The following is a 22,392-nucleotide window of genomic DNA, read 5'->3' on the forward strand; positions in this document are numbered from 1 at the left end:
TGATCCGTCCGCACGGCCCGCCCCGTCGGCGCAGCCCCGGTTCAGGCCACCGTCCACTCGACGACCCGCGGGTCGTCCAGCGTCACCTCGTGCACCGGCCCCGTCACGTCGACCGTGGCGCGCTCCGTCGCGGAGCCGGGGACGGGGTGTCGGACCGGCCCGTCGCCGGACGCGACGATCCCGCCTGCCGGCACCGGGCCTCCCGGTCGTGACGCCGCCGCGTGGGACGCGACCCAGACCTGCACGGCACCGGGTTCGACGACCCGGCGCATGCGACGGTCGGTGAACGCGAACCGCTGGACGGGGACGCGGAAGCGGACCCGGGTGGACTCCCCCGCGGCGAGCGCGACGCGCGCGTAGCCGAGCAGCTGGACCTCGGGTCGGGTGACGCTGCCGTGCACGTCGTGGCCGTAGAGCTGGACGACGTCCTCGCCCGCGTGTGCGCCCGTGTTGCGGACGGTCACGGATGCCTCGAACACGGCGTCGGAGCGGACGGACGCGTCGACGACCAGGTCGTCGTACGTGAACGTCGTGTAGCCGAGGCCGAAGCCGAACGGGCGGACCGGCGTCGAGTCGGCGGCGGTGACGTCCGAGGGCCCCCCGAGCCGCGGGTGCAGGTACGTGTACGGCTGGGCGCCGGCGGCACGGGGCAGCGAGACGGGCAGGCGACCGGACGGCGATGCGGCGCCGGTGAGCAGGTCGGCGATGGCGGTGCCGCCCTCCTCGCCGGGGAAGAAGGCCTGCACGACGGCGGCCGGACGTCCCGCGCCGGCCGGGCCGGCGGCGACGACGCCGTCGCCGCCGCCGTCGAGCGCCCACCCGATGGCGTACGGCCGCCCTGTGAGCAGCACCACCACGGTCGGCGTGCCGGTGGCGACGACCGCCTCGACGAGCGAGCGTTGCACACCCGGCAGGTCGAGCGACTCGGTGTCGTTCCCCTCGCCGACGGTGCCGCGGCCGAACAGGCCGGCCTGGTCGCCGACGACGACGACCGCGACGTCGGAGGCAGCGGCCACGGCGACGGCGTCTGCGAAACCGGCACGGTCGGAGCCGGTGACGGCGCACCCCGCGGCGAAGCGCACGGCGTCGTCGCCGAGGGCGTCGACCATCGCCTCGCGCACGGTCGGGATGGCGAAGCCGAGCGGCAGGTCGGGGTGCGACGCGAGCACGTGGTTGGCGAACGAGTAGCAGCCCTGCAGGGCCTCGGCGCGGTCGGCGTTCGGGCCGATGACGGCGACGGACGCCCCGGCGCGCAGCGGCAGCACGGGCGCGGCGGCCGGCACGCCAACGCCAACGCCAACGCCCGCACCAGCACCAGCGCCAGCGCCAGCGCCAGCGCCAGCGCCAGCGCCAGCGACCACATCGTCGTTCGACAGCAGCACCAGCGACCGCGCCGCCAACTGCTTCGCCAACGAGCGGTGCAGCGGGGTGTCCAGGTCGATCCCGGTCGGCGGTTCGTCCTCGAACGCCTGCGGGTCGAGCAGCCCCAGTCGCTCCTTCTGCCGCAGCACCCGCAGGACGGCGCGGTCGACGAGGGCCTCGTCGAGCAGACCGGCCCGCACCCGCTCGACGAGCGGCGCGAGGTACGCGTCCCCGGTGGGCAGCTCGACGTCGATGCCCGCCTCGAGCGCGAGCGCCGCGGCTTCGCCACGATCCGCGGCGATGCCGTGCATGACCTCGAGGAACGCGACCGAGAAGTAGTCCGCGACGACGGTGCCGTCGAAGTCGAGCTCGTCACGCAGCAGTCCGGTCAGCAGTTCACCGTTCGCCGCGACGGGCACGCCGTCGATCTCGGCGTACGAGTTCATGACGCTCCGGGCGCCACCGTCGCGCAGGGCCATCACGAACGGCGGCAGGTACACGTCGGCGACCTCGCGCGGTCCGGCGTGCACGGGTGCGTGGTTCCGCCCCGCCTGCGAGGCCGAGTACCCGAGGAAGTGCTTGAGCGTCGCGTCGACGCCGGCCGCCTGCAGGCCGCGCACGTAGGCGGTCCCCACGGTGCCGACCAGGTACGGGTCCTCGCCGATGCACTCGTCGACCCGCCCCCATCGCGGGTCGCGGATCACGTCGAGGACCGGTGCCAGGCCCTGGTGCACGCCGAGCTGCCGCATCGACGCACCGATGGCGGCGCCGACCTGCTCGACCAGCTCCGGGTCGAAGGCCGCACCCCACGCCAGCGGGGTGGGGAACGTCGCGGCCTTCCACGCTGCGAGCCCGGTCAGGCACTCCTCGTGCACGAGCGCAGGGATCCCGAGCCGGGTCTCGCGCTTGAGTCGCCGCTGTTCCGCCCACAGCCACGCCGCGCGGTCGTCGGGTTCGACCGGTCGGGTGCCGTAGACGCGGGTGAACTGGCCGATGCCGTCGCGGGTGATGTCCGCCAGGGTGCGGCCGTCGGCGGCCGCCGCCATCTCACCCTGCATGGGCGCGACGACGCCGGTCTGGTCGAGCCAGTAGCCGACGAGCTGCGCCGCCTTCTCGTCGAGCGTCATGGCGGCGAGCAGGGCGGTGGCGCGGTCGGGTCCGGTCGCGTCGGGTGCGTCGTGGTCGTCCTGGAGGCGCGGCTGGCGTCCGGTGTCCCGGGTCGCGTCCGTCGTCGTCACCCCTTCACCGCCCCGGTCAGGCCGCCGACGATGCGGCGCTGGAAGATGGTGAAGAACACCAGTGCCGGGATCATCGACATCGACGTGAACGCCAGGACCTTGGCCGTGTCGACCGAGTACTGCGACGAGAACGCCTGCACGCCGAGCGGCAGTGTGTAGCTGCCCTCGTTGTTCAGGATGAACAGCGGCAGGATGTAGCTGTTCCAGCTCGCGATGAACGCCAGGATGCCGACCGTGACGACGCCCGGCAGCGACAGCGGCACGACCATGCGGAAGAAGAACCCGAGGCGGCTGGCGCCGTCGATCGACGCTGCCTCTTCGAGCTCGTCCGGGATCGCCCGCAGGAACGGCACCAGGATGATGACCGTGGTCGGCAGGGCGAAGGCGATCTGCGGCAGGATCACGCCCGCCAGGCTGTTCGTCAGCCCGAGGTCCTTCACGAGCAGGTACAGCGGCGTGATGGCGACGGTGATCGGGAACATCAGACCGGCGGCGAACAGCGCGTACAGCGCACCGCGGCCGGCGAACCGGTAGCGGGCGAGCACGAAGCTCACCATCAGGCCGAGCATGACGACGCCCGCGGTGGTGGTCACGGCGCTGATCGTCGAGTTCGCGAGCTGCTGCCAGAAGATGCCGCTGGACAGCACGGATCCGTAGTTGCCGAGTTCGAACGGCGCTGGCAGCCCGGCCGGGCTCGTGGTGATCTGCGAGTTCGTCCGGAAGCCGCCCAGCACGATGTACAGCACCGGGGCGAGGTTCGCGGCGACGAACAGGATCGCCACCAGGTAGGTGAGCGGGTTCGCGCGACCGATGGCCGCGCTGGACCGCCGCTCCCGCGTGGCCCGCCGCCCGGGGGCGACGATGCTCGTGGTGGCCATCAGTTCTTCCTCTCGGTGAGTGCACCCGCGGTGTCGCGGCGGAGCACGAAGCGCTGGTAGATCAGGGCGACGGCGAGCGAGATCACGAACATGACCACGGCGACGGCGCTGCCGAAACCGAAGTTGCCGGACGTGCGACCGTTGGCGACCATGTACGTCGCCATCGTCGAGGTGCCGGCGGTCGACGAGATGTACTGCCCCCAGATGATGTAGACGAGGTCGAACAGCTGCAGTGAGCCGATGATCGACAGGAACGCCCAGATCCGGATGGTGGGGCCGAGCAGCGGCAGGGTGATCCGCCGCTGGATCTGCCAGTAACCGGCGCCGTCGATGGCCGCCGCCTCGAACAGCTCCTCGGGGATGCTCTGCAGGCCGGCCAGGAACAGGATCACCGCGAAGCCGATGTACTTCCACGAGATGATCACGAGCAGGGTCCAGATCGCGATGTCCGGGTTGGACAGCCAGTCGGCCCGCAGCCCGCCGAGGCCCATGCCCTGGAGCAGGTCGTTCACCGCGCCGTTCGACTGGAGCATCAGGCTCCAGCCGGTGCCGACGATCACCTCGGAGATGACGTACGGCACGAACACGAGCACGCGGACGAGCCCGCGGCCGTGCATCTTCTGGTTGAGCAGCAGCGCGAGCACGATGGCGATCGGCCCCTGCAGCACGAGCGACAGCACGACGATGAAGCCGTTGTGCATCAGGACCGCGTGGAACGCCTTGTCCTGGAAGATGATCAGGTAGTTCTGCAGCCCCACGAAGTCGGTGGGCGGCCCGTAGCCCTGCCACTTGAAGAACCCGTAGTAGGCGGCCAGCACCACGGGCAGGATCACGAAGGTGACGAAGACGATGACCGCGGGGCCGGCGAGCACCGCGATCTCGACGCGCTTCCGCCAGTCCGCGATGCGGCGCGTGGACCGCCGTCCGGCGGGGAGCGGCGTACCGCTCCCCGCCGGGGACGTCCCCGCGGCCGTGTCCGACCCGGTGGCCGGGGTCGTGCCGAGCGAGGTGTCGAGGGTCATCGTCAGCCCTTGGCCGCAGCCTGGTTGGTGGTGTCCACGATGTCCTTCGCGCTGCCCTTGCCGGCGAGCAGGTCGACGACGCTGGTGTTCAGCGCGTTGCCGACGTTCTGGCCGTACAGGGTGTCCAGGTACTGCGAGACGAACGGCGCGTCCTGGTAGGCGGCGAGCGCCGACTTCAGGTAGTCCGCGTCGACGACCGACTGGGCCTCCTGGTTGACCGGGATGGCCTGGAACGCCGTGTAGTAGGCCTCCTGGTTGTCCTTCTGCACGATGAAGTTGAGGAAGTCCGTGCAGGCCTTCTTCGGGGCCTTCGCCGAGCAGGAGTTGCCGTCGACGCCGCCCATCATCGACTTCGGGTCACCCTTGCCACCGTCGATGGTCGGGAACGGGAACCAGCCGAGGTCGGCCAGCGGCTTGCCGTCCGGGGTGAGCGAGCTGATCACGCCCGGGTCCCACGCCCCCATGAGCTCCATGGCGGCCTTGTGGTTGGCCAGGAGTCCGGCGGAGCTGCCGGCACCCTGCTGGGCAGCGGTCGTCAGGAACCCGTCGTTGAACGGCTTCGTCGCGGTGAAGTCCTCGAGCTGCTCGCCGGCCTTCGTCCAGCAGGCGTTGTCGAACTTCAGCGACTTCGCCGCGCCCTCGAGCGTCTTCTGGCTGCACTCGCGCAGCGCGAAGTTGTAGTACCAGTGGGCGGCGGGCCAGGCGTCCTTCGCACCGACGGCGACGGGGTCGATGTCGGCGGCCGTGAGCTTCGCGATGTCGTCGTTCAGCTCGTCCATCGTCGTCGGGGTGCCGTCGATGCCGGCCTTCTGGAACAGGTCCTTCGAGTACCAGATGCCCTCGGGGAGCACGGCGCCCGGCATGGCGTAGGTGGCACCGTCCTTCTCGTAGCCCGCGAACGTCCCGGCGCTGATCGACTTCTTCGCGTCGGCGCTGATGGAGTCGGAGATGTCCATGAGCTGCCCGGCGGCGATCATCGCGTCCATCTTGCCGCCGCCGCGCTGCAGGAAGACGTCCGGTCCGTCGCCCGAGTTGAGCGCGGTCTGCAGCTTGCCGTCCAGGTCCTCGTTCTGGATCGCCTGGGTCTTGATGGTGACGTTCGGGTACTTCGCCTCGAACGCCTTGACCGTCGAGGCCCAGTAGGCCTTGCCCGGTCCGGTGGTGGAGTTGTGCCAGAAGGTCATCGTGACCTTCCCGTTGCCGTCGTCGGCCGCGTTGCCGCCTGCCGAGCAGCCCGTGGCCACCAGTGCTGTCGCCCCGATCAGCGCGATGGCTGCCGCGGCACGGATCTTCCTCGTCATCGTGGAACTCCTCGTGTCGTCGTTGACATGCAGCGACATCCACTGCCGCTGCGGAGAGCGTGCCAGGTGCTCCTGCCGCTTGTCAATCGATATCGATAACGTTTTCTACGCCGTTTCGACATGCCATCAGCGGTACGGTGAGCACATGGACTCGGCACTCGGCGCGCGTCCCGGTGCCGGCCGGGTGACGATCGGCGACGTCGCACGGGTCGCGGGGGTCTCGATCCCCACCGTGTCGAAGGTCATCAACCAGCGCGACGGCGTCGCCGCGGCCACGATGATCCGCGTGCAGCAGGTCGTCGCCGACCTCGGCTACGAGACGTCCCTGGTCGCCCGCAGTCTGCGGAGCTCCCGCACCGGGGTCGTCGGGATCCTGGTGCCCGAGTTCGAGCCCTTCTCGACCGAGCTCCTGCGCGGCATCTCGAGCGCGACGACCGGCACCGGCTACGAGCTGCTCGCCTACGCCGGCCTGATGACCGGCGCCGACCGCCCGGGCTGGGAACGCCGGTCGCTGTCCCGCCTGTCCGGCACCCTCATCGACGGCGCCATCGTCGTCACCCCGACCACGGCCCTGTCGAGCTCGTCGATCCCGGTCGTCGCGATCGACCCGCACACCGGGCCCGAGGGCCACGCGACGGTCGACGCCGACAACGAGGACGGGGCGGTCCAGGCCGTCGAGCACCTGCTCGCGCTCGGGCACACCCGGATCGCGCACCTGCGCGGCCGCGTCGATCTGGCGTCCGCCCAGCTGCGCGAGGCCGGGTACCGCTCCGCACTGACCGCCGCCGGACTCCCGATCGACGAGCGGCTCGTCCGCGACGGCGACTACCAAGAGGAGCAGTCCGCGGCTGTCGCGCGCGACCTGCTCACGATGGACGAGCGACCGACCGCGGTGTTCGCCGCGAACGACTCGTCGGCCGTCGGTGTGCTGCGAGCCGCGGCGGAGCTCGGCCTGCGGGTGCCGGAGGACCTGTCCGTCGTCGGGTTCGACGACGTCCCCCAGGCGTCGATCACCACCCCGCCGCTCACCACCGTGTCGCAGCCGCTGGCCGAACTCGGGTCCCGTGCGGTCGAGATGCTGCTGACGATGCTCCGTGGCGAGGCCGCGTCGGACCACGTCCGTCTGTCGACCACGCTGCGGGTGCGTTCCAGCACCGGCCCCGCACCGCGGGCCTGACCCCCGGCTAGCGGCGCAGGGTCTGCTTCGGGTACTCGCCGAACCTGGCTGCGTACGACGCCGAGAACCGGCCGAGGTGCGCGAACCCCCAGCGTCGGGCGACGTCGCCGATCGCTCCGACCTGCGGGTCGAGTGCGAGGAGTTCGCTGCGCACGCGGTCCAGACGGACGTCCCGCAGGTAGGTGAGCGGCGACACGTCGAACACCCGACGGAACGACTCCTGCACCGACCGCACGCTCAGGCCGGCCACCGCGGCGAGGTCGGCGATGGTCACGGTCTCGGACGCGTGCGCGTGGACGTACTCGACGGCGGCGCGCAGCCGGGCGTTCCGCGGCAGGGCCAGTTCGGCCGGCAGGTCGTCGAGCTGCGGCGGGAAGGTCTCGAGGAACGCGGCGATCGCGAGCGACTTCGCCGCGACCCAGGTGTCGGAGTCCGGACCGCCGACACGGAGCGCGCGGGACAGCGCGGCGAGGGCACCCTGCCACCGGCCGTACATCGCGTTGTCCGGTTCGCGCGTGTGGTCGAAGCGCAGCGGGCGGTCGCCCAGGTCGAGCTGTTCGCTGGCGACGCGGTGCACGAGCTCCCGGTCGAGGTGCACCAGGCGCTGGTCGTGGTCCTCGGCCGCGAAGACGAACGCGGTGTCGCAGGGCAGCAGCGTCGGCACGTTCCGGTGCAGGTCCACCCGCTGCCCGCCGACGTCGAGGTGGGCGCTGCCGCTCGTCATCCACGCGACGATGTAGTCGGTGCTGATCGGCATCGCACCGCGCAGGACGCCGCGCATCTGGGACCGACGGATGCTGATCTCGGTGTCGCCGACCGCGGTGTAGCGGTAGAGGAACTCGCTGCCGTTCTGCTGGGCGGACCACTGCTCGGCGCCGTGCACCGTGGCCAGGTCACGCGCCGCCGACTCCGGATCGATGCCGGACACCTCGAAGCGCACCGACTCGCTCGCGCGTCCGCCGGCACGTGGGGCATCGTACGTGTCAGTCACGGTGCATCGCCCCCGTGCCGGACACCCGAACCTGACCGTGCAACTCGTTATGTGGATACGCTGACCCGGTGAGCACGGCGTACGGTGGCGCGGACCCGATCGGTTCGAAGGGGGCGCGCTCGTGAGCGATCTCGACCTCGTGGCGGCGCTGACCCGACTCGAAGCAGCAGTGTCCGCGCTGCGGGCGCGGTTGCGCGACCAGCTCGACGTCTCGGGCAGCGACCTGACCGTGCTGCAGTTCGTGTCCCGCGCCGAAGCGGCCGACCGGACCGTCCGCGTGAAGGACCTCGCGCAGCACCTCGGCCTGACCGGACCGGCGGTGACCGGCATGGTGGACCGACTCGAGCAGAGCGGACACCTCAGCCGTGTGCCGAACCCGGCCGACGGGCGGAGTCGGCACATCGAGCTGACCGAGACCGCCAGGCGTGACTACTCGATCGCCATGGACGGCACGAACAAGCACCTGCACGAGCTGTTGGCCTCCTTCTCGGAACGGGACAGGGTCCGGTTCGTCCGGATCGTCGACCGCATCATCGCGGCCGTCGACCTCGGCGCCCCGAGCCCCTGAGGGCAGGGTACGGGCGGTCAGCGTGCGGCTCCGGCGATTGTCCGCCATGCGCAGCTAGGTAACGATGCTACCTATCTCGGGCACGGGCGGCGTCGAGGAGCGACACGGAGTTCGGCCCCACCACGGCGCTGGCCAGGTCGACGCGGGCCAGTCCCCCGGGCACCAGGGCGTCCGCGATCGACAGGCGGAGTGCGGTCTGCGTGTACTGCCCGGTCGTCGCACGGCCGGCCGGGGTCGGGGCGGCGGCGAGGTCCTGCTGCACGTTCACCCGGAGCGAGAGCACCCCGGGCAGCCGCGCGAGGACCGTCCCGAGCGCGCGGACGACCGGGCCGCCGATCGTCGTCGTCAGCGTCGTGCCGAGCGTCCCGACGAGTGCGAACAACCGGGTCGTGAGCGTCCCCACCACCGCCTGGGTCAACGGGTTCACGAGCGACGTGGCGAGGCCGGTCACGACGCCGAGCAGACCACCCAGGTCGAGCCCGAGCAGCGCGACCCCGACCGACAGCTTCGTCTGCCCCGCCATGAGCGCTGCCACCCCGGTGTCGACGCCGATCGACAGCGTGGCGATCTTCACGCGGATGCCGAGCACCAGGGGTGCGCTGAGGTCGGCGGCGAGCGCGATCCGGACGTGCAGGGACCCGAGCGCGGTCGTCAGGGCGGTCGTGATCTTCCCCGCCCAGGCGTCCACCACCTGCCCGAGCCGGTCGGCCAGCGCACCGAGGGTGACGGCGTCAAGCACCACCTCGTGGTTCGGCGGCAGGTCGTTGAGCCCGTGCGCGTCGTCGCCGAGCAGGTGCGCGAGGTCGACCCGGACGGATCCGGCCGACAAGTCGAGCGACAACGTTCCGCCGGCGTCCTGCACGGGTTCGGCGAGCAGCGGCGCGACCGCGCCCGCCAGGTCCGGCCCGGTGATCTCGACGGTGCCCCCGATGGTGCCGAGCCCGAGGCTGCCGGTGAGCCCGCCGAGCACCCCGAGCACGCCCTGGTTGATCGTCCGTGCGAGCACCCCGTCCGTGCCACCGAGCGCGTCGACCGTGGCGTCGAGCTGCACCACGGTGTCGTTCACGGCCGTGACGAGCGCACCGACGAGCGGGCTGTCCACACGGAGGTCGAGGCTCGCGATCCCGTAGTCGCGCTCGAGCCCGGCGGGCCCGCTGTCGGCAGCGACCTGCTGCACCGCGGCCCGCAGGTTCGTTGCGAGCGTGCGCTGGACGACCCCGCCCCACACGTCGTCGCTGATCGCGTCGCACCCGGCGAGCTGCGCACTCACACCGACGGCTCCGACGTCGAGCCCCACGTCGGTGACGTCCGCGATCCCCGGCAGTGCGCGGCCGAGCGTGATCGACGCCGGGTCGGGCAGGTCGCCGGACGGGGTCGTCGGTGTGACGAGCACGCCACCGGAGTCCGCGACGAGCCCGGATGCCGCCACCGCGTCACCGGTGCCCGACGCCGTCGCGACCTGGTTCACCGCGCCCGCCGAACCGGCCGGCAGTCCGAGGCCGAGACCGGTGAGGTCGATGCCCGCCACGTCGCCGAGCAGCCCGACGTCGAGCGGGTTGCCGAACGCCTGCGTGAACGGGCGGCCGCCGGTGCCGAGCTCGGGCGCGGTGGCCGGCTCGACCGATGCCGGTGCGGCTCCGGTCTTCGCGACGTCGACCCCGCGCACCGTGGCGACGTCGTCGAGGTCGATGCCGGCGATGCTCCCGCCCAGGAACCGGCTCGACGCCGTCGACGTGTAGTCCGCGTCGGTGCCGCAGTCGAACGACGACGTCCCCACGGCCCCGTGCGCCCACTCGCGGTCCGACCACGACGCGGTGCTCGGGACGGCGGTGGGCGTGACCAGGGCTGCTGCGACGACGATGCCGGTGACGACCGCGATCCGGCCACGGCGCAGGTGCAGCGGACGCCGGCTCACGACCGGCTCCCGGGGCGTCGGAATCGGAGGGCGACGCCGGCGAGCACGGCCGCGACCGCGACGAGCACCGGCCCCGCGAACCCGCCACCCGTCATCGCGAGGACGACCGGACCGCCGTCGTCGAAACCGCCGTCGCCACTGCCGTCGCCGTGCGTCGGGCGTCCGGGCACGACGGGGTCCCCGCCGCGGGCGGTCACGCCGACGCCGACCTCGGCGGTCCTGGGCACCGTGGTCGCGGCGTCACCGAGGGACAACCGGACGAGCAGGTACGCCGAGCCGTCGCCGTCCGGGTCGGGCACACGGACCGACGGCGCGGTGGTCGCCCAGTCGACGAGGAGGACGGCGTCGACGAGGGCGGCGGTCTGTCCGCCGCACGTGGGGGCTCCCGACGGGTCCTCCCACGGCTGGTCGCACGTCGCGACCGTCACGAGCACGCCGTCGGTCCCGCCCGGCAGGCCGCCCCGCCCCGTGAGCTGCAGGTCGAGGGTGACCGGGCCGGGCGCGTCGACGCTCGTCCGCACCTGCCACGTGACGTCCGCGTCGTTCCCCGCCCCGGGCAGCACGAGGGGCTCCGGACCGGTGTGCAGTACCAGCCGGCCGGGCGTGCCGGTCTCGGCCACGGGCCTCCAGTCCGTCGCGGCGACCGCCACCGCCGTCGTGCCGATCCCGGTCGCACCGACGAGCACCGCAGCGACCGCCGCGGAGGTGGCGAGGACGCGGGTCACGAGTCCTCCCGCCGGGCCGGCCAGAACGCCCACGCGATGAGCACGCCGACGAGCGCGACCGCCAGCCCACGGGCCGGGGCACTCGTGACCACGACGAGCACCGAGCCCAGGCCGGGGGCGTGCGCCAGCACGAGTCCGGCGTGCCGGACGACGTACGGGTCGCGGTCGTCGGAGGCGTTGTCGTCGCCCCGCAGGGTGAGCGACCGCGCGGCGGTGTCCCCCGGGACCCGGTCCACCGCGACCACCCGGTGGGTGACGGGCAGGGCCGACCCCGCGCGTGGGACCGTGACGACGTCCCCGTCGGTGATCTCGGCCGCGGGGACGCGGTGCGTGATGGCGAGCCCGCCCGCGGGGATCGTCGGGGCCATCGACCCGGTGGTGACGACGACGAACGACAGCCCGGTGAACGCCACGGCGGCCCAGGCGAGCAGGCACGTGAGCCCGATCGCGCCGGCGACCGTCAGGACGACGGTGCGGATGCGGTCGGCAGGACGACGGGGCGGCGCCGCGCCCTCGTCGGAGGACGTCGGCGCGGTGGAGCCGCGCACGGCCGCGCTCAGTCGGACTCGGCGGCGAACTGCCACGCGGGCGCGGCCGTCCGCCCCTGGAGCGCGTCGACCGACGTGCCGGCGGGCAGGGTCGGCGACGCGGGCAGCGAGACCTCGAAGCAGTACACCTGCGTCGACCCGCTGGCCGCGGCGAGGGGCCGCGCGATCGTCGCGGCAGCCGTGCCGAGCGGCCCGGACGCGACGCTCGTCCACGGCACGTCGAACGCGGTGGCGTCGCACACTGCGGTGGTGTCCGTGATCGCGGCGACCCGGACCTGCAGGGCGTTCCACAGCAGGTCGTCGGCGTCGGAGACCGTGACACCGGACGCCGGGACCGCTGCCCGGAGCACCAGGTCGCCGGCGATCGAGTCGGCGGTGGTGCGGAGCGCGACGGGGGCGTAGGTCGCGCTGCCCGGCGACAGGGCGAGCGCGTCGACGGTGAACCGGAGCGCCTGGCCCGGGTTCGTCTCGTCCGAGGTGAAGCCCGCCGCGGCGAACGGCGCCGTGACGTTCTGCTCGACCTCGAACCCGGAGGTGCCGACGCCCGGCCCACCCGAGCCGTTGCCGCCGAACACCCACTCGGTGTCCGTCCACGACGCGAGCGTGTAGCCCGCGCCGCCGATGACGAGGACCCCGCCGGCAGCGAGCGCGAACACCCGGTTGCGACGCCGGGAGCGGCGGGCGGTGTCGTCCGCGGCGCGACGGCCACGGTTCCGGGCGCGCGGGGGCGCAGTGCTGTCAGCCATGACGTGTCTCCTGATCCGTGACGCCGATCGGTGGCGGCGACGGCCGGGGTGGTTGGTCCTGGCCGTCGCCGTCGACGTCTGCTCCGATCCTGGCGGACTATCCCTCAGGAATCAATGGACGCGTCACCCCTTGACGGCACCGGAGGTGAGCCCCGACACGATCGAGCGGCGGAACACGAGCACCAGGATCACGATCGGCACCGTCGCCGCGACGCTCGCCGCGAAGATCTGCGCGAACGGCACCGTGAACTGCGTGCCGAACAGCGCGATGCCGACCGGGATCGTCCGGAACGAGTTCTCGCTGTTGAACGTCAGCGCCATCAGGAACTCGCTCCACGACGCCGTGAACGTGAAGACGCCGACCGTGAACAGGCCCGGCTTCGCCATCGGCAGGATCACGCTGAGCACGGTGCGCCAAGCTCCCGCCCCGTCGATCTCGGACGCTTCCTCGATCGTCGAGGGGATCCCGACGAGGTAGTTCCGCATGATCCAGATGGCGAACGGCAGGTTGAACGCGACGTACGGCACGATCAGGCCCGGGTACGAGTTGAGCAGCCCGAGGTTGCGCTCGAGCAGGTACAGCGGCGTGAGCACCGCGATCGCCGGGAACACCGACAGCATGAGCAGCGACGTCATGATCGCCGTGCGGCCCTTGATCCACCGGCCGGCGAGCGCGTAGCCGGCGAGGAACGCCAGCGCGAGCACGATCACCGTCGTCGACACCGACACGATGACGCTGTTCACCATGTACTGCCCGAGCGCGTTGTCGCGGAAGGCCACCACGAAGTTGTCGAGGGTGAACGACTGCGGGAACGCGGTGGGCGGCGACTGCCCGATCTCGGACGCCGGCTTGAGCGACGTCGACACCAGCCAGTACAGCGGCAGCGCCGTGAGCACCGCGATGACGACACCGCTGACGTTGACGGTGTTGACCCACTTGCGCCAGCCCTTGCGCACACGTTGACGGGGCATCAGGCATCCCCTCCCTTCGCCTGGTTCCGGAAGGCCCGGAGGAACAGCAGACACCCGGCCGCGACGATGATCGCGGTGGACGTCGCGATCGCCGCGCCCGGGCCGATGTTGATGTCCTGGAACAGGACCTTGTAGCCCATGATCGCGAGCGACTGGGTGGCGGTGCCCGGTCCGCCGTTCGTCAGCACGAACGGCAGGTCGAAGACGCCGAACGCCTGCAGGATGCGGAACAGCACCGCGATCGTCAGCGTCGGGGTGAGCTGCGGCAGCACCACGCGCCAGAACGTCTGCCAGGTACTCGCGCCGTCGAGCTCGGCGGCCTCGTAGTGGTCCTCGGAGATCTGCACGAGCCCGGCGAGCAGGATGATCGCCACGAACGGCGTCGTCTTCCAGATGTCAGAGACCATCAGGCCCGTGATCGCGGGCACCGGTTCGCCGAGGATCACCGGGGCGTCCCCGAACAGGCCGAAGAACCAGGTCGCGACGCCGTAGGTGCTGTCGTAGATGTACTTCCACAGCTGCGCGTTGACGATGGTGACGAGCGACCACGGGATGAGCATGAGCGCGAGCATCCAGCCGCGCGTGGCCCCGAGCCGCTCGAGCACGAGGGCGACGAGCATGCCGAGCACGAGTTCCACCGAGACGGTCACGACCGTGTACAGCACCGTGAAGCCGAGGGCTCGGTACCAGTCCGCGCTCTGCAGCAGGGCCGCGTAGTTGCCCAGCCCGAACGACTGGATCGTGAACCCCTCGTAGCCGACCTCGACGTCCGCGAAGCTCAGGACGATCGAGTAGACCACCGGGAAGATCGTCACCGCCGCGACGACCAGGAGCGCCGGGGCCGCGAAGCCCCACGCGCCCCGCGCGCGGATGCGGTCGAGACGCGACCGCCCGCTCAGGCGGGGCGGCGGGTCTTGGCGACCCGTGCCTCCCGGCCTGGTGCCCGACCGTGTGGCCGTGCCGGCGCTCACAGCGCCTCCCCCTGCAGGGCGAGCGCGATGGCCGAGGCCATCGTGCGCGTGCCGCCGTCGACGGACGCCTGTCCGCCGAGGATGCTGTTGCCGTTCTGGTACACGCCCTGCGAGACCTTCGGGTAGTACGCCGTCGACGTCGGACGGGGCACGAGCGTGATGCCGGCAGCGGTGTCGTACGTCGGGCGCTTCTGCTGCTTCGCGTCCTCGCTGACGAGCGACGCGCTGCGGGCAGGCAGGACGCCGCCCTCGCGGGTCAGGAACTGCTGCGCCGTCTCGCTCGACATCCAGCGTGCGAACGTCAGTGCCGCCGCGGGCTGCTGCGTGTGCGGGTTGATGTAGTTCCCCCACCCGCCGATGGTCGAGTGGTGCTCGTCCTGCCCGTCGAAGGTGGGACGGGCGGCGAGCCCGACCTTGCCCGCGACCTGGCTGTCCGGCCCGTTCGCGATGCCCCACGCGTACGACCAGTTGCGCAGGAACGCCGCCCGGCCGCCCGAGAAGGCGTCGTTCGTGTCCTGCTCCTGGTACGTCAGGGTGGCCCGGGGGCTCGCGCCGTCCGTGATCAGGGACCGCATGAACTCGAAGGCGCGCTTCGTCTCCGAGCTCGTCGTCTCGGGCTTCGTCAGGTCGTCGTTGAGCAGCGAGCCGCCGGCGTCCGCGACGAACTCGGTGACGTTGCAGGTGAGGCCCTCGTACACGTCGCCCTGGAACGCGAACCCGTAGCTGACGTCACCGGTGTCGACGAGCTTCGCGGCCGTCTCGCGCACTTCCTCCCACGACCCCGGCACCTGCAGGGAGTGCTTCGCGAGCAGGTCCTTCCGGTACAGGAAGAACGACTCGTCGATGTAGAGCGGGAACATGTAGTACGTCCCGTCGACGCTCGCCGCCTGCCGCAGGCCCTCGGGGAACTGGTCGAAGAAGTCCTCGCCCACGAGCTGGTTCACGGGGGTGGCGAGCTTGTTCTTCGCGAACTGCCCGGGCCACGCGACGTCGCCGAGGTAGACGTCCGGCGTGCTGCTGCCGGCAGCGATCTGCGTCGTCAGGCTCGTCCGGTTCGTGTCCGTGTCGCTCGGGGCGGACACGATCCGCACCCGGATGTTCGGGTGCTCCTTCTGGAACTCGGCGATGAGCCGGCGCCGCAGGTCACCGCCGTCCTTCGAGGCGACCTGCCCCGCCCACCAGCTGATCGTCGCCTCGCCCTCCGGCGGGTCGGTGGGCCAGTCCTGGACCAGCGTGCGCTCGGGGCGCGTGGAGCAACCCGCGAGGAGCAGCACCCCCGCTCCCCCGAGCAGGAACATCCTGCGGTCGATGGCCATCCGTCCTCCTCGACGTGTGGTGCTGCGAACCTGTGCGTCCACACAACCAACGGACCCTGAGCGCCCGGTGGGCGCGCGCGGCGGCGGCCGCACGGTGTCACTGGCGGCTCGGTCGCTGTCGCGAAAGCGACACCCTGCCGCGGAACGTTCGCAGGGATCTGTCGCTTTCGCGGGTGGGGACGTGGGGCCGCGGGGCGGCGGCCTGGAGGCCCGTGGCGGGGACGACCCGCGCCTCCAGTCCGGCAGGTGGTCGCGAAAGCGACAGAACGCGCGCAGGTGCCCCCGTCAGTGCTGCGAAAGCGACAGTGTGCCGCGAACCGTTCGCGGAGATCTGTCGCTTTCGCGGGCGGGGTTGGCAGGTGGTCAGGCGGGGGCGGGGGCGGGGGCCGTGGACTCCGCGGTGCGGAGCGTGCACGGCAGCAGGAAGTGCGGCAGGTCGTCGGACGTGCCGTCGAGCTGCTCGATGAGGGCATCGGCGGCCCGGGTCCCGAGCTCCTGGCCGGGGGCGACCATGGTCGACAGCCGCGGGTAGTGCTGGTCGGCGTTGGCCTCGGACGACGCGATGCTGAGCACGGAGACGTCCTCGGGGACCCGCCGCCCGGCGGTGTAGAGCCCGACCAGGACGCCGGCGGACGAGTCGTCCTTCATCACGAGCAGCGCCGTGACGTCGGGGTCCGCCGCGAGCAGGTCGCTCGTGGCCTGCCGTCCGCCGTCGCTGCCCGGCCCGGCGGTGACGACCGTCCCGGCCAGCCCGCGCTCGACGATCGCGCGCCGGAAGGTCGCCTCGACGCGCAGGTGTGGCGCGTAGCCGGCCATCGGGGTGCCCTCGAGGTCCTCGAGCACGAGTCCGAACCGGCGGTGCCCGAGTGTCTCGAGGTGGTCGAGGCTGTCCTCGATGGTCGTCTCGAAGTCGATGTCGACGAAGGGCAGACCGCTGCTGTCGCGGGTCCGGCCGATCAGGGTGAACGGCACGCCGAGGTCGGTGAGGACGGCGACGCGGGGGTCGTCCATCCGCACCTCCATCAGGATGACGCCGTCCACGAGCCCACCCGACACGAGGTCGTCGAGGTCGTCTCCAGCGGGGTCCACCGGCCAGAGCACCAGGTGGTAGCCCCGCTCGGATGCCCGTTCCGCCGCACTCATGAAGAACTGCGAGGTCGTCGGGCTGAAGCGGTTGCCGGTGGTCGGGAACAGCAGCGCGATGATCCGGGTCCGCCGGCTCGCCAGGGCACGGGCGACGACGTTGCCACGGAACTTCAGCTCGCGCATCGCGGTCTTCACCCGCGCGGTCGTGCCGGGGGTCACGTACTTCGTCCCGTTCACCACGAAGGACACGGTGGCGATCGAGACCCCCGCCCGATCGGCGACCTGCTGCATCGTGGCCATGGCGCTGATCCTAGCGCGCACGAAGTCAGAAAAGCGCTTTACAGGTGAAGCGCTTATCTGTTAGCTTCTCGCCCCAGGAGCACAGCGACGATGACGTCAGCGGCCTCGTCGATGCGTGCCTGCCCCAGCACCCGTCAAGAGAAGAGCTCTGCAATGAAGCAAAGATTCCCCTCCATGTCCCGCCGGACGCGCGCCCTCGTCGGCGCAGTCGCCGTCGTCGCCACGATCCCCCTGGTCCTGTCCGGCTGCTCCGGCTCCGGATCGGCCTCGTCGGGCGGCAGCAAGGCCCTGACGATCGAGGACTACTACGACGCGAACTACAACCCGGTCTACAAGCAGTGCGCGAAGGAGGTCGGCGCGACGGTCACGATCAACCACGTCGCCGGCGCCGGCCTGATCGCGAAGGTGCTGCAGCAGGCATCGTCGAAGACGCTTCCCGACGTCCTCATGCTCGACAACCCCGACGTCCAGCAGATCGCCTCCTCCGGTGCCCTGTCCGACCTGTCCGACTACGGTCTGGACGCCGACGGCGACGTCCCCGGCGTGAAGGCGGCGAGCACCTACAAGGGCAAGCTCTACGGCCTGCAGTCGAACACGAACTCCATCGCGCTCTACTACAACAAGAAGCTCCTGGCGGACGCCGGCGTCCAGCCGCCCAAGACGTGGGACGAGCTCAAGGCCGCGGCGAAGAAGCTCACCAAGGGCTCGACCTACGGCTTCGCGATGAGCAACATCAACACGTACGAGGGCACCTGGCAGTTCCTGCCGTTCTTCTGGTCGAACGGCGGCGACGAGAAGGACATCGCCACCGCGGACGCCACCCAGGCGCTGCAGCTCGTCGAGGACCTGCAGGACGACGGCTCGATGTCGAAGAGCTCGATCAACTGGGCCCAGGCGGACGTCAACAACCAGTTCCTGGCCGGCAAGGCCGCGATGATGATCAACGGTCCCTGGCAGCTGCCGGCGCTCAACGAGAAGAAGAGCCTCGAGTTCGACAGCGTCCCGATCCCGACGCGCACCGGCGAGGCCACGGTCGCACCGCTCGGCGGCGAGGCGTTCACCGTCCCGCAGACCGGCGACAAGGACAAGATGCAGCTCGCCGGCAAGTTCGTCGGCTGCCTCCACTCGCAGAAGATGCAGAAGACCCTGTCCGAGGTCAGCGGCAACGTGCCGACCAACCTCGAGGCCGGTGCCGCCTGGGCGAAGGACCACCCGCAGGTCGCGTCCTTCGTCACCACGGTGCAGACCGCTCGCGCGCGCACCGGTGAGCTCGGACCCGACTGGCCCAAGGCCGCCACGAAGATCTACACCGCCGTCCAGCTCGCCCTCACCGGCAAGGCCAGCCCCGAGGCAGCGCTCAAGCAGGCGCAGTCGCAAGAGCAGTAGTCCACGGGGAGCCGGCCGACCGGTCGGCTCCCTCCGGCGTGCAGGAAAGGACCCCGGCGTGAGCGCCTCGACACAGACACGACCACGGACGATCCCGCCCGTGACGACACCCCGACCCGGGCAACGACGAGCCCGGTTCCGATCCGGCGTGACCCGATGGCTCTTCGTGGTGCCAGCGGCGGTCTTCGTGGCCGTCTTCTTCGGCTACCCCGTGGTGAAGAACATCATCATGTCCTTCCAGGACTACACGACGGCGACCTTCTTCACCGGCGAAGCCCCCTGGGTGGGACTCGGCAACTACATCTCCGTGTTCCAGAGCTCGGTCTTCACGACGAGCCTCGTGAACACCGCCCTGTTCACGGCCGGCTCGATCATCCTGCAGTTCGTCATCGGGCTGAGCCTCGCGCTGTTCTTCCGTCGGCACTTCCCGCTGTCGGGCTTCCTGCGGGGGCTCCTGCTCCTGCCGTGGCTGCTGCCGCTCATCGCCTCGAGCGCGGTGTGGAAGTGGCTGCTCGACCAGGACAGCGGGGCGCTCAACCAGCTCCTCGGCCTGGTGGGCATCGCCCCGGTCCCGTGGCTGGTCAGCCCGAGCCTCGCGCTCATCGCCGTCATCGGCGTCAACGTGTGGCTCGGCATCCCGTTCAACACGACGATCCTGTACAGCGGCCTGCAGTCCGTGCCGCCGGAGCTCTACGAGGCCGGGTCGCTCGACGGCGCCACCGGGTTCAAGGCGTTCTGGTACATCACGTGGCCGAGCATCCGGTCGGTGGTCAGCGTCGTGGTCGTGCTCGGGGTCGTCTACACGTTGAAGGTCGTGGACATCATCCTCGGCCTGACCGGCGGCGGGCCGGCGAACTCGACGCAGACCCTCGCCACGAACGCGTACCACCAGTCGTTCATCAACTTCCAGTTCGGCATCGGAGCCGCGGTGAGCAACGTGCTCATCGTCGTCTCGTTCGTCTTCGCGATGGTCTACATCGCGATCTCCCGGAAGGCGGTCGACGAATGAGCGTCGGACTCGCGAACCAGACCGTCACCGCCACCCGCGCGATCACGACGAAGCGGACCACCCGGGCACCCCGCCCGCGCGGTTCCGCCAAGGGCATCCCGTTCACGATCCTCGGGTGCGTGTTCCTCGCGATCATGGTGTTCCCCGTCTACTGGATGGTGAACACCAGCCTGCAGGCGACGTCCGGGGCCGCAACGGCGACGTGGTTCCCGTTCTCCCCCACCTTCGCCGGGTACCAGGCCGCGTTCGCCCAGCAGGGGCAGAACTTCCTGTCGAGCATGATCATCGGCCTCGGAACCGTCCTGCTGACGCTGGCCATCGCTACGCCGGCCGCCTACGGCCTGGCCCGGTTCCGGATGCGCGGCGGCCGGGTGTTCCTGCTCGTGCTGCTCATCACCCAGATGATCCCGGCGATCGTCATCGCGAACGCGCTGTACACGCTGTTCAACAACATCGGGCTGCTCAACAGCTACGTCGGGCTGATCCTGGCCGACAGCGCGGTCCAGGTGCCGTTCGCCATCCTGCTCATGCGGGCGTTCATGGAGTCGATCCCGCCGAGCCTGGTCGAGGCCGCCCTGGTCGACGGCGCCAGCGACTTCCGGGCGTTCGTGTCGATCGTCGTGCCGATCAGCCGGAACGCCATCGTCACCGCGGCGCTCTTCACGTTCCTCGGCGCATGGGGTGACTTCCTCATCGCACTGACCCTGACGTCGACGACCGCAGTGCGACCGATCACGCTCGGCATCTACAACTACATCGGCTCGAACGTCACCGACTGGGGACCCGTCATGGCGACCTCGGTGCTGGCGTCCCTGCCCGCTGCCGTCCTGCTGATCTTCGCGCAGAAGTACATCTCCGCTGGTGCCCTCGGCGGTGCCGTCAAGTGACGGCCCCGGACCGACGCCACCACGTACCACCGTCTGAAAGGCACACCATGACCACCACCCCGCTGCGCATCACCGTCTGGGGCGAGAACGTCCACGAGCAGGTCGAGCAGCACGTCGCCGAGCGGTACCCCGACGGCATGCACGGCGCGATCGCCGACGGCATCCGCGAGAACCTGCCCGACGCCGTCGTCCGGACCGCCACCATGCAGGAACCCGAACACGGCCTGACCGACGAGGTCCTCGCCGCGACGGACGTCCTGACCTGGTGGGGGCACGCCGCGCACCAGGACGTCGACGACGCCGTGGTCGACCGGGTGCACAAGCACGTCCTGTCCGGCATGGGGCTGGTCGTCCTGCACTCCGGCCACTGGTCGAAGATCTTCGGCAAGCTGATGGGCACCACGTGCACCCTGCGCTGGCGGAGTGAACACGACCAGGAACTCGTCTGGACCGTCAACCCGCAGCACCCGATCACCCGCGGCGTCCCGAACCCGATCGTCATCCCCGAGCAGGAGATGTACGGCGAGTACTTCGACGTGCCGACCCCCGACGAGCTCGTGTTCATCTCGGGCTTCACCGGCGGCGAGGTGTTCCGGAGCGGCATGACGTACCGCCGCGGCCTGGGGAAGATCTTCTACTTCTCGCCCGGCGACCAGGACTTCCCCGTGTACCACCACAAGGACGTGCGCCGCGTGATCGCGAACGCCACCGAGTGGGCGCGGCCGGAGCGCGAGCGCGAGATCCCGACGCTCCGCCGCTACGACCTGGGCGAGTACTTCGAGGGCCAGCACTACCGCGGCCCGTTCGACGACGCGCCCGTCGAGGACGCTCCCGTCGACGACGCGCCCGTCGACGACCACGCCGGGGCGCAGGCATGACCGCGCTCCGCGTCCTGCAGGTCGGCGCCGGGGGCATGGGCCGGGCCTGGCTCGGCACCGTCGCCGCCGACCCCGACGTCGAGCTGGTCGGCATCGTCGACCTCGACCTCGACGCCGCCCGGGCCGGTGCCGAACACGCCGGCGACCCGAGCATCCCCGTCGGCACCGACCTGACCGTGCTCGCCGCCGAGACCGGTGCACAGGCGGTGCTCGACATCACCGTCCCGGTCGCGCACCACCCCGTCACACTGCAGGCCCTGCACGCCGGGCTCCCCGTGCTCGGCGAGAAACCGGCAGCGCAGACCGTCGCCGAGGCACTGTCGCTCGCCGCGGCCGCCGAGGCCACCGGCAAGTTGTTCATGGTGTCGCAGTCGCGGCGCTACAACGACCAGCTCGTCGCGTTCCGCCAGCACGTGCGCGGCCTGGGCGCGATCGGCGGCCTGGGCACCCGGTTCGCCAAGGCCCCGCACTTCGGCGGCTTCCGCGAGCAGATGGACGACGTCCTGCTGCTCGACATGGCGATCCACGCGTTCGACTCCGCCCGCTACGTGCTCGAACGGGACCCGGTGTCGGTGTACTGCGAGTCGTGGAACCCGTCGTGGTCCTGGTACCGCGGCGACGCGGCGGCGGCAGCGGTCTTCGCCTTCGAGGACGACGTCCGGTACGTGTACGACGGCTCGTGGTGCGCGCCGGGGGCCGAGACCTCGTGGAACGGCGACTGGCGAGCCTCGGGTGCGGCTGGCACGGCGCTGTGGGACGGCGACCACGACCCGTCCAGCGACCTCGACGGCACCCTGGGCACGCCGTCGCCCGCTGCCAGCGTGGGGCACGAGATCGCCGGGGCGCTGACGGCCTTCGTGCACGCCGTGCGTTCCGGCGAGACCCCGGACGGTGAGGTGCACGGCAACGTCATGAGCCTCGCGATGGTCGAGGCGGCGATCGCGTCGACCCGCACCGGGCAGCGCATCGTCATCGACGAGGTGCTCGAGCGCGCACACGTCGAGGCACTCGCCGCCGAGCGGCACGACGCGGTCCGCGACCGCCTGGCCGCCTGGGGCCCCGTGCGCGAGGCCCTGAGCACCCCCGTCCCCACGCCGTAGGCGCCCGGCGCGCCCG

General features: G+C 71.2%; 20 protein-coding genes. 7 read left to right on the top strand and 13 right to left on the bottom strand.

Annotated features, from left to right (window positions below; genetic code table 11):
• Positions 1–41 precede the first annotated feature (41 nt).
• The 4 genes from EDF51_RS17490 to EDF51_RS17505 form a co-directional block, all read right to left on the bottom strand.
• Positions 42–2,489, bottom strand: coding sequence for a glycoside hydrolase family 3 N-terminal domain-containing protein (locus EDF51_RS17490; protein ID WP_134195839.1), 2,448 nt, complete (start codon positions 2,487–2,489; stop codon positions 42–44).
• Positions 2,490–2,596: 107 nt separating this feature from the next.
• Entirely contained in the window at positions 2,597–3,478 is an 882-nt protein-coding gene (locus EDF51_RS17495; protein WP_134195789.1) for a carbohydrate ABC transporter permease, read from the bottom strand.
• A complete protein-coding gene (locus EDF51_RS17500; protein ID WP_111084878.1) occupies positions 3,478–4,500 on the bottom strand; it encodes a sugar ABC transporter permease in 1,023 nt (340 codons plus the stop codon). Before EDF51_RS17500 ends, EDF51_RS17495 begins: the two co-directional genes overlap by 1 nt.
• Positions 4,501–4,502: 2 nt before the next feature.
• Positions 4,503–5,801 carry an extracellular solute-binding protein gene (locus EDF51_RS17505; RefSeq protein ID WP_134195791.1) on the bottom strand — a complete coding sequence of 433 codons (1,299 nt, stop codon included), beginning with the start codon at positions 5,799–5,801 and terminating at the stop codon, positions 4,503–4,505.
• A gap of 145 nt (positions 5,802–5,946) precedes the next feature.
• On the opposite strand from EDF51_RS17505, the gene EDF51_RS17510 reads away from it, so the two are divergent.
• Positions 5,947–6,978: a LacI family DNA-binding transcriptional regulator gene (locus EDF51_RS17510; protein WP_134195800.1), complete on the top strand. Its 1,032-nt coding sequence runs from the start codon at positions 5,947–5,949 to the stop codon at positions 6,976–6,978.
• A 7-nt stretch (positions 6,979–6,985) separates the two neighbouring features.
• Here the strand turns inward: EDF51_RS17510 and EDF51_RS17515 are convergent, their stop codons facing one another.
• The gene (locus tag EDF51_RS17515) at positions 6,986–7,969 is read right to left on the bottom strand and encodes an AraC family transcriptional regulator (RefSeq protein WP_134195802.1); all 984 of its coding nucleotides are present in this window, start codon (positions 7,967–7,969) and stop codon (positions 6,986–6,988) included.
• Between the two features lie 121 nt (positions 7,970–8,090).
• On the opposite strand from EDF51_RS17515, the gene EDF51_RS17520 reads away from it, so the two are divergent.
• Positions 8,091–8,537 (top strand): MarR family transcriptional regulator, encoded by a 447-nt coding sequence (locus tag EDF51_RS17520; protein WP_123672938.1) that lies wholly within the window; start codon positions 8,091–8,093, stop codon positions 8,535–8,537.
• 67 nt (positions 8,538–8,604) lie between these two features.
• Here EDF51_RS17520 and EDF51_RS17525 read toward each other — a convergent pair whose 3' ends face one another.
• From EDF51_RS17525 to EDF51_RS17560, 8 genes are all read right to left on the bottom strand, one after another.
• Positions 8,605–10,452 (bottom strand): choice-of-anchor G family protein, encoded by a 1,848-nt coding sequence (locus EDF51_RS17525; RefSeq protein ID WP_134195804.1) that lies wholly within the window; start codon positions 10,450–10,452, stop codon positions 8,605–8,607.
• Positions 10,449–11,177 carry a hypothetical protein gene (locus EDF51_RS17530; RefSeq protein WP_134195805.1) on the bottom strand — a complete coding sequence of 243 codons (729 nt, stop codon included), beginning with the start codon at positions 11,175–11,177 and terminating at the stop codon, positions 10,449–10,451. The genes EDF51_RS17525 and EDF51_RS17530 overlap by 4 nt, the downstream gene beginning before the upstream one ends.
• A complete protein-coding gene (locus EDF51_RS17535; RefSeq protein ID WP_166673581.1) occupies positions 11,174–11,725 on the bottom strand; it encodes a signal peptidase I in 552 nt (183 codons plus the stop codon). The genes EDF51_RS17530 and EDF51_RS17535 overlap by 4 nt, the downstream gene beginning before the upstream one ends.
• Before the next feature lie 8 nt (positions 11,726–11,733).
• On the bottom strand, positions 11,734–12,471 hold the full coding sequence (locus EDF51_RS17540) for an acyl-CoA dehydrogenase (RefSeq protein WP_235035962.1): 738 nt from the start codon (positions 12,469–12,471) through the stop codon (positions 11,734–11,736).
• 123 nt (positions 12,472–12,594) lie between these two features.
• The gene (locus tag EDF51_RS17545; protein ID WP_228504701.1) at positions 12,595–13,443 is read right to left on the bottom strand and encodes a carbohydrate ABC transporter permease; all 849 of its coding nucleotides are present in this window, start codon (positions 13,441–13,443) and stop codon (positions 12,595–12,597) included.
• The gene (locus EDF51_RS17550) at positions 13,443–14,414 is read right to left on the bottom strand and encodes a sugar ABC transporter permease (RefSeq protein ID WP_185094279.1); all 972 of its coding nucleotides are present in this window, start codon (positions 14,412–14,414) and stop codon (positions 13,443–13,445) included. The genes EDF51_RS17545 and EDF51_RS17550 overlap by 1 nt, the downstream gene beginning before the upstream one ends.
• On the bottom strand, positions 14,411–15,730 hold the full coding sequence (locus EDF51_RS17555; protein WP_131878130.1) for an ABC transporter substrate-binding protein: 1,320 nt from the start codon (positions 15,728–15,730) through the stop codon (positions 14,411–14,413). Before EDF51_RS17555 ends, EDF51_RS17550 begins: the two co-directional genes overlap by 4 nt.
• Positions 15,731–16,093: 363 nt before the next feature.
• Entirely contained in the window at positions 16,094–17,116 is a 1,023-nt protein-coding gene (locus EDF51_RS17560; RefSeq protein ID WP_208321863.1) for a LacI family DNA-binding transcriptional regulator, read from the bottom strand.
• Positions 17,117–17,290: 174 nt separating this feature from the next.
• On the opposite strand from EDF51_RS17560, the gene EDF51_RS17565 reads away from it, so the two are divergent.
• The 5 genes from EDF51_RS17565 (at position 17,291) to EDF51_RS17585 (ending at position 22,376) form a co-directional block, all read left to right on the top strand.
• Positions 17,291–18,502 carry a sugar ABC transporter substrate-binding protein gene (locus tag EDF51_RS17565; RefSeq protein WP_132099510.1) on the top strand — a complete coding sequence of 404 codons (1,212 nt, stop codon included), beginning with the start codon at positions 17,291–17,293 and terminating at the stop codon, positions 18,500–18,502.
• Between the two features lie 148 nt (positions 18,503–18,650).
• A complete protein-coding gene (locus tag EDF51_RS17570) occupies positions 18,651–19,511 on the top strand; it encodes a sugar ABC transporter permease (RefSeq protein WP_111084886.1) in 861 nt (286 codons plus the stop codon).
• Positions 19,508–20,398 (top strand): carbohydrate ABC transporter permease, encoded by an 891-nt coding sequence (locus EDF51_RS17575; protein ID WP_131845225.1) that lies wholly within the window; start codon positions 19,508–19,510, stop codon positions 20,396–20,398. The genes EDF51_RS17570 and EDF51_RS17575 overlap by 4 nt, the downstream gene beginning before the upstream one ends.
• A gap of 47 nt (positions 20,399–20,445) precedes the next feature.
• On the top strand, positions 20,446–21,276 hold the full coding sequence (locus tag EDF51_RS17580; RefSeq protein WP_132099509.1) for a ThuA domain-containing protein: 831 nt from the start codon (positions 20,446–20,448) through the stop codon (positions 21,274–21,276).
• Positions 21,273–22,376, top strand: coding sequence for a Gfo/Idh/MocA family oxidoreductase (locus EDF51_RS17585; protein ID WP_132099508.1), 1,104 nt, complete (start codon positions 21,273–21,275; stop codon positions 22,374–22,376). Before EDF51_RS17580 ends, EDF51_RS17585 begins: the two co-directional genes overlap by 4 nt.
• Positions 22,377–22,392: the final 16 nt, after the last annotated feature.

The sequence above is a fragment of the Curtobacterium sp. PhB25 genome (assembly GCF_004365375.1).
In the GTDB taxonomy this organism is placed as follows: Bacteria; Actinomycetota; Actinomycetes; order Actinomycetales; family Microbacteriaceae; genus Curtobacterium.